Genomic DNA, 13,646 nt, shown 5'->3' with positions numbered 1-13,646 from the left:
CAGAAAGCGGCTATTGAATCCCATTGTTCGATGGCCCTCACACGACACCGCGCCGTCGGCGAAGCCTCCCGTATGCCAGCAGACATTCTCATCATTGACGACAACCGCGACGCTGCCGAGCTGCTGAGCGACCTGCTGGACATGCAGGGCTACACCGTTCGCATGGCCCACAGCGGCAGTCAGGCGCTGCAGCTCATGGCGCAGCGGCCTTCATCCCTCCTGCTGGTGGACCAGCAATTGCCCGACATGCTGGGCACGCAACTGGTCCCGCAATTGCGCGCGGCAGCGGGCGGGCGGCCGTGCATCGCCATCGCCATCACCGGGCTGGGCGCCTTGGAGCGCTCACAGCTCGCGGGCTTCGACCACGTGCTGGCCAAACCTCTCGCGTTCGACACGTTCGATGCCCTGATCGCCTCGTGCGCAGCGCAGTTGGGGCAGCGGAACGGATAGCGCTACCTCACGCGGACGTACACCGCATTGCCCTCGAAGCCGCACCGTCAGCAAACGATGGCGCCCGTGGCGATAATGCGTCGCTTCACGGCGGATGTTTTCTGACTGCCGGGCCCCGCTCAGCCCTGGTTTGGCACAGCGGCCGTCCCCTCGCATCGCAATGATCCGCCGCCCCCTCGAAACGGTAGCGCCGACCCACAAGGCCGGCGTTGCCCCGGGTGTCCTGGAGCCTCGTTCAGTGTCTTGTGCCGGACTGGCCGGAACTGTATGGACTCTTACACTCGACGCCGGAAACCCTCCATGCATGAATCTCCCGTCGATCCTTCCGCCGTCTTGCACCTGCTGGGCTACTCGCTGGCCCAAGCCCGTGTCGCGACCCACCGTGCTTTTTTCCAGGCGATTGGCGAGCCCATGCACTTGCGCCCGGTGGAGTTTTCCCTGCTCATGATGCTGATGCCGGGCGATGGCCTGTCCCAACGCCAACTGGCGCAGGCGCTCAGCCTGAGCGCGCCCAACCTCACCCTGGTCGTGAGCAGGTTGCAGGGCCGGGGACTGCTGGTGCGCGAGCGCAATCCGACCGACCGCCGGGCCCAGGCCATACGCCTGACCGAAGAAGGGCTGTCCGTGGCACAGCAGGCCCACGAGGCCTCGATGACCATGGAAGCCAACCTGCGCAGGCAATATTCGGCGGCGGAATGGGCGCTGCTGCTGGAACTGCTGCAGAGGGTGAGCCCCGAAGCCCTGGCCGCCAGGGAAGACAAGGCAGCGCCCACCCGCCACCTTGCACAGTCAAATCAGCCTCCAGCGCAATAAAACCGCCGGCATGTAGCTATTAAATTAATAGCAAACCCCTTTAAAGTTATCGCCAGCCGGCAGAGGGGCATCTGCAGGGCTCGCTGTACATGCTGGCAACGGGTTGACGCAGCGTTGTGAAGCACGACATGTTTCGCTTGTGAAAAAGTGCACGCTTCCTGGAGGCGCCGCTGCACTTCACGGGCCTGGCCGTCGCCGAGACAACGGCTGAGCCGTGTAGGCAGCTACCTACATCTGCAGGCAGGAACTTCCTGCAACCTATTGTTGCAACGCAACAGAAGATGGGTTTCTGGACCCTCTGCATGCACCCCCATCCCCGCTCACGCATCCAACGAAACGCTTGCCGCTCAGGCAGCGTGATCGGACAGACGCCATGGCGCGCGGTGGCGGTGACGGCAGAAGGATCGCCCCGCCTCGAGCGCGCGGCAAAGGCATTGGAAGGGTACCGCTACGGTCTTTCCAATGCTTTTGTGCGCGTACCCGAGGTGCGGAGGCCCGCTCCGATTTGCCATACCCCGCCTTTCCACGTCTGATCTTTGGGAGTTCCCGCCATGTCACGCACCAAAAATGTTCTCGCCATCGTCATGGCAGGCGGTGAAGGCTCCCGCCTGCACCCGCTGACCGCCGAGCGCTGCAAGCCCGCCGTGCCGTTCAACGGCAAGCACCGCATCGTGGACTTCGTCCTGTCCAACCTGGTGAATTCGGAGATCTACTCCATTTACCTGCTGGTCCAGTACAAGTCGCAGTCGCTCATCGAGCACATCCGCCAGTCCTGGACGATGACGCGATTCATTCCCGAGCATTTCGTGACCGTGGTGCCGCCGCAGATGCGCAATGGCCCCGAATGGTTTCAGGGCACGGCCGACTCGGTGTACCAGAACATCCACCTCATCGAAACCTTCCGGCCCGACATCGTCGCCGTGTTCGGCGCAGACCACATCTACCGCATGGATGTGCGCCAGATGATTGACTTCCACGTGGCCAACAACGCGCACGTCAGCGTCGCCACCCTGCCCGTGAAGCTGTCGCAGTGCGACCAGTTCGGCATCGTGGAAACCGACGACAACCACCGTATCACCCAGTTCGTCGAAAAGCCGAAGCATGCCAACCCCATGCCTGGCAGCTCGACGCATGCGCTGGCATCCATGGGCAACTACCTCTTCAATGCCGACGTGCTGCTCGACGCGCTGAAGCAGGCCCACGAAACCGGCCACAGCGATTTCGGCAAGCACATCCTGCCGACGATGCTGAAATCCCACCGCCTGATGGCCTACGACTTCGACACCAACACCATTCCCGGCACCGAGCCCTATGAGGAGCACGGCTACTGGCGCGATGTCGGCACCATCGATTCATACTTCGATGCCCACTTCGATACGCTGGGCGCCACGCCGCGCTTTCGCATGACCAACCGCCATTGGCCCATCTACGCCAGCCCCGACCAGGCCGAATCCGCCCAGATCGAGAACGGCGTGATCCACCGCTCCGTGGTGGGCTCGGGCAGCATTGTGGACGGCGCATCGCTGGATCACGCCATGCTTCGCCGCTCGGTCGTCGTCGAACGCGACGCGCGGCTGGAGCACTGCATCGTGATGGAGCGCTCCCGCATCGGCCGCGGCGCCCAGGTGCGCCGTGCCATCATCGACCAGGACAACGACATCCCGGCCCATGAACGCATCGGCTTCAACCTGGAAGAGGACCGCAAGCGCTTCCACGTGACCGAAAGCGGCATCGTGGTCGTCCCGCGCCAGTTCTTCACCACGCAAAAGGATGCGGGCAGCAGCACCGCCAGCATCGGCCGCGCCCGCGCCCCGGCCCCCGTTGCGACCGACAGCGACCGGAAGGTAGCCGCATGAGCGCAGACGCGTTGAATGCTTCCCCGGCCCCTGCCGCTGCCTCACGATCCAGAAAAGTTCGCTACACCGTGGAACCCGGCAGCCACTGGCCGCAGGGAGCGACGGCCAGCCGGCACGGCGTGAACTTCGCCGTGTACGCCCCGTCCGCCGAGAAGGTGGAGGTGTGCCTGTTCTCCGACGATGACCAGGAGACCGCGCGCATCACGCTGCCTTGCCTTTCGCGTGACATCTGGCACGGTCTGGTCAAGGGCTTGAAAGTCGGGCAGCGGTACGGCCTGCGTGTGCACGGCCCTTACGAGCCTGCCAACGGCCAGCGCTTCAATTCGTCCAAGCTGCTTCTGGACCCCTACGCCCAGGCCCTCGACCGGCCGGTGCTCGGACATGCCGAGCAGTTCGCCTATGAGTTGGGGCAGGAGGAAGAAGACCTTCAACCCAGCTCGGTCGACAACGGTGCGGTGGCGCCCAAATGCCGGGTCGTCAAATCGCGTTTCGACTGGGGCGACGATGCCCCGCCCCGCGTCCCGCCGCAGGACACGGTGTTCTACGAAGTGCATGTGAAGGGCTTCACCCAAACCATGCCCGGCGTGCCCGAGCCTTTGCGCGGCACCTACGCCGGGCTGGCCAGCGACGCGGCCATCGCGCACCTGCGCCAGCTGGGCGTGACCAGCGTCGAGCTGCTGCCAGTGCAGGCTTTTCTGGACGACAAGCGCCTGGTGGACAACGACCTGACCAATTACTGGGGCTACAACACCGTCGCCTTTTTCGCCCCCGAGCCGCGCTACAGCGCGTCGTCGGCCGATGGCGGCGTGGACGAGTTCAAGGCCATGGTCAAGGCCCTGCACGCCGCTGGCCTGGAAGTGATCCTGGACGTGGTCTACAACCACACCGGCGAGGGCAACCACCTCGGGCCGACCATCAGCTTCAAAGGCATCGACAACGCCGCCTATTACCGCCTGTCGGAAGACCCCCGCTATTACGTGGACTACACCGGCACCGGCAACACCGTGGACACCAGCAGCCCTGCGGCGCTGCGGCTGATTCTGGACAGCCTGCGCTACTGGGTCACGGAGATGCGGGTGGATGGTTTCCGCTTCGATCTCGCCTGCGCCATGGGACGCGACCCGTCCGGAGCCTTCACGCACCGGGCGGCTTTCTTTGCCGCCGTGGCGCAAGACCCGGTGCTGTCGCGCGTCAAGCTGATCGCCGAGCCTTGGGACCTGGGTCCCGACGGCTATCAGGTCGGTGGCTTCCCGGTCGGCTGGATGGAGTGGAACGGGCGCTACCGCGATTCCGTGCGCGACTACTGGCGCAATGCGGACAGCAGCCTCCCCTCGTTCGCAGCTTGCCTGTGCGGCAGTGCCGACATGCTGGCACCCAGAAAGCGCCCACCCACGGACAGCGTGAACATCGTCACTGTGCACGACGGTTTCAGCCTGGCGGATCTCGTGAGCTACAACGAGAAGCACAACGAGGCCAACAAGGAAGACAACCGCGACGGTGAAAACCACAATCGCAGTTGGAACTGCGGTGCCGAAGGCCCATCCGACGACCCTGCGGTGCAAGCGCTCCGGGCACGGCAGATGCGCAACTTCATCGCCACGTTGTTCGTCTCCCACGGCACCCCACTGCTGCTGGGCGGCGATGAAATGGCGCGCACCCAGCACGGCAGCAACAACGGCTACTGCCAGGACAGCGAGATTTCCTGGTACGACTGGAACCAGGCAACGAGCGAAGCCGACCTGATGGGCTTCACCCGCGCATTGCTCGCCTTGCGGCGCCGCATGCCCGTGTTGCGCCCTGCCGTGCACCCGGCAGGCACCACCGGCCACCCTGCCTGCGTTGCCCTCAACTGGCACAGCGTATGGGGCCTGCCCATGACACAGGAGGAATGGGAAGATCCCCAGGTCCGCTGTGTGGCGGCACTGATGGAAGGCCACGGCGACAGTGAGTCGGTCATGCTCCTGTTCAACGCCACGCCTGCGGACGCGGTGTTTACCTTGCCGCAAGATGACCGAGGCCGTGTCTGGTCCGTGCAAGTGGACACGCGCACGGCCGAGGTGCCGCCTCCGGAGGCCGAGGATATTCAGGCGGGCGGCCAGTGGACGCTGCAGCCGCATTCCATGGCCGTATTGACAGCCCCTTCTCGCGCCAGCCTTTCATGAAGTACCGGCACGACATGCCGTTTGGCGCACGGCTCGATTCCCGTGGTGGCGCCGAATTCAGGTTGTGGGCCCCCGCCGCCCGGCAAGTGGTTCTGCACCACGACGCATCGGACAGCGGAATGAGCGCTGCCGTTGCCGCGCAGCCGCGCCACGATGGCTGGTGGCATGCCGAGATTGCACAGGCTACGGGTGCCACGCGGTACCAATGGCAAGTGGACGATGGCCCACGGGTTCCAGACCCGGCATCGCGCAGCAATCCCGGTGGTCCGCACGAGGCGAGCGAGGTGACCGATCCCCACCATTTCGACTGGCAGGTGCCATGGCAGGGAATGCCATGGAGCGAAGTGGTTCTGTACGAATTGCACGTGGGCACGTTCACGCCGCAAGGAACGTTGGCGGCGGCGCTTCAGCAATTGCCGCGCCTGCGTGAGCTGGGCATCACGGCCGTGGAGTTGATGCCACTCGCCTGCTTCGGCGGCCACTACGGCTGGGGTTATGACGGCGTGCTTCCGTTCGCGCCGCACCCCGACTACGGAACGCCGGACGACCTCAAGCGCTTCATCGACGAAGCGCATGCGCTCGGACTGATGGTCTTTCTGGACGTGGTCTATAACCACTTCGGTCCGGACGGCAATTACCTCGGGCTTTACGCGCCCCAGTTCTTTTCGGAAAAGCACACCAGCCCCTGGGGCGCTGCGATCAATTTCGACGGCGACCAGAGTGAAGCGGTTCGGGAATTCTTCATCCACAACGCGATGTACTGGATCGGTGAATTCCGCTTCGACGGTCTTCGGCTCGACGCAGTGCATGCCATCATCGACGACAGCCACCCGGGCTTTCTGGCGGAACTCTCGCAGCGCGTGCGCACGGCATTCGCAGGCCGGCAGGTCCATCTGGTGCTCGAAAACGAGAAGAACCAGCCGGAACACCTGGCCCCTGGTGCGAAACCCGCACGCTATGACGCGCAATGGAATGACGATTTCCACCATGCGCTGCACGTGCTGCTGACCGGTGAGACGAAAGGCTACTACGCCGACTACGGCACCGAACCCCTTGCGCTGGTGGCGCGATCCCTGACGAACGGCTACATCTTTGCGCACAGCGAGCGCGATGAGCATGCGCGCAGGCGGCAAGTGGTGGCGGCAGGGCCGGAGCCCCTGTCCACCATGGTTCAGTTTTTCGGCAACCACGACCAGGTGGGCAACCGGGCCTTCGGTGAGCGACTGACACAGCTGGTGCCGGCCCCGGCGGTGGAGTTGGCACTGCTGCTGACGTTGCTGGGCCCTGCCACACCGTTGATCTTCATGGGTGACGAGTTCGGTGCGACGACGCCCTTTCTTTACTTTGCCGATTGGCAGGGCGAACTGCGAGAGGCCGTCCGCAAGGGACGCCTGCGGGAATTCGGCCATGAGGTACCGCCCGGCGGCACACTGCCCGACCCTTGCGATGAAAGCACGTTCGTGCGCAGCCGTCTTGACTGGAAAGAGGCCGATAGCCCACAGGGCCAGGCACGACAGGCATTGATGCGCGAGGCGCTGGCCGTGCGCGAAGCCTGGCTCACCCCCCGCTTGGACCGGCTCGCCCGCCGGGGCCATAGCGCTCAACAGGTGGGCAGCCACGGCCTGCGGGTGCGTTGGCAATACGACGACGGCGCGCAGTGGCTGATGGACATCAATCTTGGTGATGGCCCCATCCCGGCCCCAGCGCCCGACGATTCACTTGGAACCCTGCGGTTTTCACACCACTGGAACAGCGACGACACCACCTGGGCCCCATGGTCCGCACGCTGGTGTCTCTTGGAGCCCAACGCATGACGGACCCCATCTCCGGCGAAGCTTTGCGCCAGCGCGCGCAACTTGCCGGCATTGCTCTGCATTACACGAGTTTCTGGGGCGAACACCAGGAAGTCCCGTCACCCGTCATTGAGCGTGCACTGGATGCCATGGGCGAGCATGCGGACAACACAGCCGTGCCTTCCGCCGTGGTGGTCACGCATGGCACCGCCAGCGATGCTCCGCTGGATGCCGAAGGCGGGTGGCGCCTGCTCACTGCCGAGACGCAAGAGAGAACCCTGGTGTGCGAAGGCCAGGGAACGACAGCACGGCTGCCCGCCTCGCTGGACATGGGCTACTACGCACTCCAGTCAGCAGGCTCTGCAAAAGAGCGCCTCGTCATCGTGGCTCCCGAGCATTGCTGGTCGCCAGAACCTCTGCGCCAAGGCGAACGCTGGTGGGGTTTGAGCGCCCAACTCTATTCGCTGCGCTCCGAAAGAAACTGGGGCATCGGCGATTTCTCCGACCTGGCAGACCTGGTATCCATCGCCGCCGGACAGGGCGCCGCATTCGTCGGACTGAGCCCCCTGCACGCGATGCGGACAGACCAGCCCGAGGCAGCGAGCCCCTATAGCCCGTCCAGCCGACTTGCACTGAACACGTTGTTCATCGATATCGCCGCGGTGCCTGAATTCATGCGCAGCACGTCCGCGCAGGCACTTTTTTCCGATGCGGCCTTTCAACAGCGCCTGGGCGCATTGCGGGCTTCGGAGGCAGTGCGCTATGCCGACGTGACTGCCGCCAAGCAGGAGATGCTGTCCCTGCTGTGGGATGAATTCCTGCGAAGCGAATGGGAAACCGCCTCGCCGCGTGCCGAGGCTTTTCGCGAGTTCATGCATCGCCATGCCGATGTGCTCGGGCAGCACGCGCTGTACGAAGCGATCCAGTGCCACCTGCACGCGATCGACCCTGGCGTTTGGGGATGGCCCGCATGGCCGGAGGCGATGCGGGACCCGAACGGCGCCGCAGTGAAGGCTTTCGAGCAAGAACACTCCCAGCAGGTGCATTACCGGTTCTGGTTGCAATGGCTCGCGCATGAACAGTTGGACCGGGTCAGCCAGCGGGCCAGGGCCATGATGCCGCTCGGCCTCTACTGCGACCTGGCAGTGGGCGCCAACGACGGTGGCTCCGAAACTTGGACGGGCCAAGGGCTGTATGCGCACGGCATGCGGGTCGGAGCGCCGCCGGACCCCCTTAACCACCAGGGGCAGGACTGGGGCTTGCCGCCGATGAACCCGTGCGCGCTGGCCGCCTCGCATTTCTTGCCGATGCGCAGGCTGCTGAAAAGCGTCATGCGCCCTGCAGGCGCCCTTCGCATGGACCACGTCATGGCGCTCATGCGTCTGTTCTGGACCAGTTCGGACGGTGGCACCTACGTTTACTACCCGCTGGATGCACTGCTGGCGATCATGTCCATCGAAAGCCATCGCCAGCAATGCCTGGTGATCGGAGAAGACCTGGGCAACGTCGCGCCACAGATGCGAGAAGCCATGGCGCAGCGCACGCTGCTGTCCTATCGCCCCTTGATTTTCGAACGTGTGGACGGCGGCGCCTTCCGTGCGCCCGCCCATTGGCCGCACCAGGCCCTGGCGGTGGTCAGCACCCACGATCTGCCGACCCTGCGTGGGTTCTGGGCCGCGGAAGACATCGACGTGCAATCGCGTTTGGGCTGGCTCTCGGCCCCCGATGCGCATGCACGGGCGCTCATGGACCGCGCACAGGACCGGGTACGCCTGCTCATCGCACTCAATGAAGAAGGCTTGCTTCCCTCAGGAGCCACCGCCGACCCGCAATCCGTGCCGCAAGCCAACGCAGACTTCGTCGCCGCGGTCCACCGCTATCTTGCGCGAACTCCGTGCTGGCTGGCCGCCATTCAACTGGAAGACGTCACTGGCCAGCTCGAGCAGGTCAATGTTCCAGGATCGACAGAGGCCATGCAGCCCAACTGGCGGCGGCGACTCAGCGTACCACTGGAAAAACTGGCGACACATCCGTGTTTTTCCGCCATCGCAGCAGCCATGCGCACCGAACGCGGCGGAGCTGCCCTGCCCTTCAGCGAAGCGCTGCCGCCGCTCGATACGGCAGACATTCCGCTGGCCACCTACCGCGTGCAGTTCCACGAAGGCAACACGTTCGAGCAGGTCACGCGCGCCGTCCCTTATCTCCATGCCTTGGGCATCAGCCACCTCTACAGTTCGCCCTATTTGAAGGCCGTGCCAGGCAGCACCCACGGCTACAACGTGGTGGACCCGACGCGCCTGAACCCAGAGGTCGGCACCGACGCGACCCACGCGGCCCTGTGCGAAGCCCTGCAGGCGCATGGGCTCAGCCAAGTGCTGGACATCGTTCCCAACCACATGGGCGTGCTGGACGCCAACAATCCCTGGTGGCAAGACGTACTGGAGCATGGCCGCGCCTCGGCCCACGCCGGCACGTTCGACATCGAATGGGAGCCAGCGGCACCCGACATGCATGGGCGGGTGCTGCTGCCCATGCTGGGCGGGCATTACGGCCGGGTGCTGGAATCCGGCGAGCTTCAACTGGCTTTCGATCCGAAATGCGGCCGGTTCAGCGTGCGCTATTGGGACCATGACCTGCCCATTGATCCCCAGCATTACGCGCGCATATTCGCCGCGGTGGCGCCACCCATCTCGGGTGGCGACCGCGACGGGGACAGCCTGGCGCAGATGCAGTCCTTGGTGGATGCCTTCGGCAATCTCCCATCGCGCAACACGGTGGACGACAACGAGCGTGCAATGCGCCAACGGGATGCGCCGCTGCATCAGCGCCGCCTCGCCGAACTGGCCGCCGAGCATGCCTGGGTGCGCCAGTGGATCGACGCGCTGTTGACGCAGTGGAACGGCCACAAGGAAACCTCGGAGAGTTTCGACGCCCTCGACCAACTGCTTCGCGACCAAGCCTATCGGCTGGCGGACTGGCGAGTGGCGGGCGACGACATCAACTACCGCCGGTTTTTCGATGTCAATTCGCTGGCTGCCGTGCGAATGGAAGACCCCGCGGTGTTCGAGGCCACGCACGCCTGCATCTTCCGGTGGCTGGCGGAGGGCAAGATCTCCGGGTTGCGCATCGATCACCCCGATGGCCTGGCCGATCCGGCGCAATATTTCGAGCGGTTGCAGCGGCGCTATGCTTCGCTGGCGCGTGCTGCGGGCCGCGAACCGCGTGCGCTTTACCTCATCGTCGAGAAGATCCTGGCGGACCATGAGCCCCTTCCCCAGGATTGGCCGGTGCACGGAGCCACGGGTTACCGCTTCAGCAGCCTGGTCAACGGGCTGTTCGTCGAGCCCGCATCGCAAGCCGCCTTCGACGATGCGTACTCTGCCTTCACCGGAGACCGCAAGGAATTCGAAGAAGCGGTGCACGAGTGCAAAAAGCACATCATCGAAACCTCGCTGTTCAGCGACCTGGGGTGGCTGGCGGACACGCTCTACCGCATCAGCCGCACCGATCGCAAGACCTGCGACTTCACCCGCAATCAGTTGCGCATTGCACTGACGGAAGTGGCGGCGGTCTTCCCGGTCTACCGCACCTACATCGCGCCGGACGGCACGGGCCTGTCCGACACGGATCGGCAGCACATCGAATGGGCGATCGCTTCGGCGCGCCGTCGCATGGGTACCGCAGAAGGCGGCGTGCTGGCGTACCTGCAAGGCATCTTCGTCGGGACGGAAGGCCAGCACGCGCCGGAACTGCGAGGCGCTTTCCTGCGTCGCTGGCAGCAGTTCACGGCTCCGGTCATGGCCAAGTCGGTGGAGGACACCGCGTTCTATCGCTACGTGCGTTTGGTGTCGCTCAACGATGTCGGTTCCGAACCCCGGCGTTTCGGCCTTTCGAGCGCCGCATTCCACCAAGCCAATCTGCAACGTTCACGGCGGCTGCCGCACGGTCTGCTGGCCACCTCGACCCACGACAGCAAACGTTCGGAAGACCTGCGCGCGCGCTTGAACGTGCTGTCCGAGATACCGGCGCTGTGGGAAGACACGGCCATCCAGTTGCGCGAATTGGGCACGCGTTTCAGTAGCGATGTGGATGGCGTCACCGTCCCGAGCGCGCATGATCTTTGGGCGCTTTACCAGGCGCTGGTCGGCATCTGGCCTGCTGGGGGGGCCGATGCGCAAGAGCGCCTCAGCCTGCGCGAACGCGTGAAGGAATACATGGTCAAGGCCATGCGCGAGGCAAAACAGGCAACGAACTGGCTCTTTCCAAACGAAGCCTACGAAGCGGCTGTGCATCGCTATGTCGATGGGGTTCTGTCGACCGAGCGTTTCGTGCGCGAACTGGAGAAGTTCGTTCAGGCCGTGGCGCCGTATGGCTTTCAAAACAGTCTGTGCCAGCTTGCGCTGAAACTCACGGTGCCGGGCGTGCCTGACATCTACCAAGGCTGCGAGCAATGGAATTTCAGCCTGGTGGACCCGGACAACCGACGGCCTGTGGACTTCGAAGTGCTGGAACGCTCTTTGCAGAACGTGCAGTCTCTGTACGCCCATGGCTATCCATCGGCACAGACTTGGACGGACATGCTGTCTTCGGTGCCTGATGCGCAAGTGAAGCAATTGGTGACTTGGCGGCTGCTGCAATTGCGCCAGAAGATGCCGGATCTGTTCTTGAGCTCCACCTACCTCCCGTTGACCATCGAAGGGCCGAGCGCCGAACATGCGGTCGCCTTCGCGCGCATTCGTGACGGCAAGGCCATTGTGGTGATCTGCTCACGCCTGCTGTACGGCGTGACCGAAATGGGTTGGCGGGGCACCCGCTTCGCCATTGCATCGGCACATCCAGTGCTGGGGAAAATCGCCCGGTGGAAAAACTGGATGACAGGCACGACGATGACAGCCGAAGCAGAAGATGGCATCGAAATCGCAGCACTCATGGGCGAGGCTCAACCGCAGGGAGGCGCTCTTCCCTTCGTGGTACTGGTGCCGCAAGACATCGAATGAAAGTGCTTTTCGCGACATCTGAATGCGCGCCGCTGGTGAAAACCGGCGGCCTGGGTGATGTGAGCGCTGCGCTGCCGCGCGCATTGGCCGCACTGGGGCATGACGTTGCGTTACTGATGCCCGCTTACGGGAACATGGTGCTTGCCGGCCAGATCGTGGGGCTGTTTGCGATTGCGCCTCAAGGCCCTTGGCCGGCGGCCCAGTTGATCAAGCTGCGTCAGGACGATGGGTTCATCCTTTACTTGCTGTCGTGTCCACAACTGTACGCGCGTGCAGGCACGCCTTATGGCAGTCCGGACGGTGCAGACCATTCGGACAACGCGATGCGTTTCGGCCTGCTCAGCCGCGTTGCAGCATTGATCGGTACGCCGCACACCCCGTGTGCTTGGCAAGCCGACATCGTGCATGCCAATGATTGGCCTACCGGGCTCGCCCCTTTGTATCTGGCGCAGGCACGCGCCAATGCCGGCCCGGGTGGAGCGACCGTTGCATGCAGCCTCATCACCATTCACAACCTGGCATTCCAGGGTGTCTTTCCGATGCACACCTGCGAATCCCTGGACATCTCGCCCGAAGTCAGAGGCGTGGATGGTTTGGAATTCTGGGGACAGATGTCAATGCTCAAAGCGGGTTTGAACTTTGCAGACGCCATCACCACCGTCAGCCCGACTTATGCGCGAGAAATTCAAGGCGCCGATCTTGGCTTTGGCCTCGACGGGGTATTGCGGGAGCGTGCCCATGTGCTGCACGGCATTCTCAACGGTGTTGACACCACGCTTTGGGATCCTGCCAACGATCCGCTCATCGCGGCGCCCTACAGCTTGGAGAGTCCGTCGGGCAAAGCCCTGAACAAAACCGCGCTGCGACAAAGGTGCGGCCTGGACGCGTCGGAAAACCGCATGCTGTTTGGACTGGTAGGGCGGCTGACCCATCAAAAAGGTGTGGATCTGATCCTTGCCGGTGCGGAGCGCATGCTGGAGCAAGGCGCCCAGCTGGTGGTGTTGGGCAGTGGCGATGCCGTAATGCAGGCACGGTTCGCCGAACTTGAGGCACGGCACCCGGCGCATGTCAGCGTCACCCTGGGTTTCAACGAGTCTCTGGCCCATCAAATCGAAGCCGGTGCGGATTGCTTTCTCATGCCATCCCGCTTCGAGCCTTGCGGGCTCAATCAGATGTACAGCCAAATCTATGGAACGCCACCTATCGTCACGCGAACGGGCGGCCTTGCGGATTCGGTGGTGGATGCCGGCTCAGACCAAGGAGATGGCACCGGGTTCGTCATGCAAACCCCAAGACAGGACATGTTCGATGATGCAGTGCAGCGCGCGCTCGCTGCGTGGAAGTCGCCTGTCGCCTGGGAGTCGCTGCAGCGCGCGGGAATGCGCAAGGAATTCGGCTGGGAAGCCTCCGCAAGGGCGTATTCCGAGCTTTACGCCCAGTTGCTGCAAGCTTGAGAAGCTGGCCGGCGCATTGTTCTGCTCTGTCCTACAAAAAACAGTAGGCACGGAGGAAATACTCGTCAAGTGCCACGGTAAAGCGGGCACCAGTCGCTATATGTTCCTCGGCCCCCTGCAC

7 protein-coding genes are annotated in these 13,646 nt (G+C 63.8%); all 7 read left to right on the top strand.

The window, feature by feature from the left end; all coding sequences use genetic code 11:
- Positions 1-30: 30 nt before the first annotated feature.
- The 7 genes from AVHM3334_RS03875 to glgA all read left to right on the top strand — a co-directional run bounded on the left by AVHM3334_RS03875 (position 31) and on the right by glgA (position 13,525).
- Positions 31-450: a response regulator gene (locus tag AVHM3334_RS03875; RefSeq protein ID WP_284409815.1), complete on the top strand. Its 420-nt coding sequence runs from the start codon at positions 31-33 to the stop codon at positions 448-450.
- Positions 451-750: 300 nt separating this feature from the next.
- Positions 751-1,263: a MarR family winged helix-turn-helix transcriptional regulator gene (locus AVHM3334_RS03870; RefSeq protein ID WP_284409813.1), complete on the top strand. Its 513-nt coding sequence runs from the start codon at positions 751-753 to the stop codon at positions 1,261-1,263.
- Positions 1,264-1,814: 551 nt separating this feature from the next.
- Positions 1,815-3,119, top strand: coding sequence for a glucose-1-phosphate adenylyltransferase (glgC, locus tag AVHM3334_RS03865; RefSeq protein ID WP_284409811.1), 1,305 nt, complete (start codon positions 1,815-1,817; stop codon positions 3,117-3,119).
- Positions 3,116-5,281, top strand: coding sequence for a glycogen debranching protein GlgX (gene glgX, locus AVHM3334_RS03860; RefSeq protein WP_284409808.1), 2,166 nt, complete (start codon positions 3,116-3,118; stop codon positions 5,279-5,281). The genes glgC and glgX overlap by 4 nt, the downstream gene beginning before the upstream one ends.
- The gene (gene treZ, locus AVHM3334_RS03855) at positions 5,278-7,095 is read left to right on the top strand and encodes a malto-oligosyltrehalose trehalohydrolase (RefSeq protein WP_284409806.1); all 1,818 of its coding nucleotides are present in this window, start codon (positions 5,278-5,280) and stop codon (positions 7,093-7,095) included. The genes glgX and treZ overlap by 4 nt, the downstream gene beginning before the upstream one ends.
- The gene (locus tag AVHM3334_RS03850; protein WP_284409804.1) at positions 7,092-12,071 is read left to right on the top strand and encodes a malto-oligosyltrehalose synthase; all 4,980 of its coding nucleotides are present in this window, start codon (positions 7,092-7,094) and stop codon (positions 12,069-12,071) included. Before treZ ends, AVHM3334_RS03850 begins: the two co-directional genes overlap by 4 nt.
- Entirely contained in the window at positions 12,068-13,525 is a 1,458-nt protein-coding gene (gene glgA / locus AVHM3334_RS03845; protein ID WP_349816606.1) for a glycogen synthase GlgA, read from the top strand. The genes AVHM3334_RS03850 and glgA overlap by 4 nt, the downstream gene beginning before the upstream one ends.
- The last annotated feature ends 121 nt before the right edge of the window (positions 13,526-13,646 follow it).

The sequence above is a fragment of the Acidovorax sp. SUPP3334 genome (genome assembly GCF_030159055.1).
GTDB lineage: Bacteria > Pseudomonadota > Gammaproteobacteria > Burkholderiales > Burkholderiaceae_C > Paracidovorax.
This window is presented reverse-complemented; position numbering and strand designations above follow the sequence as displayed.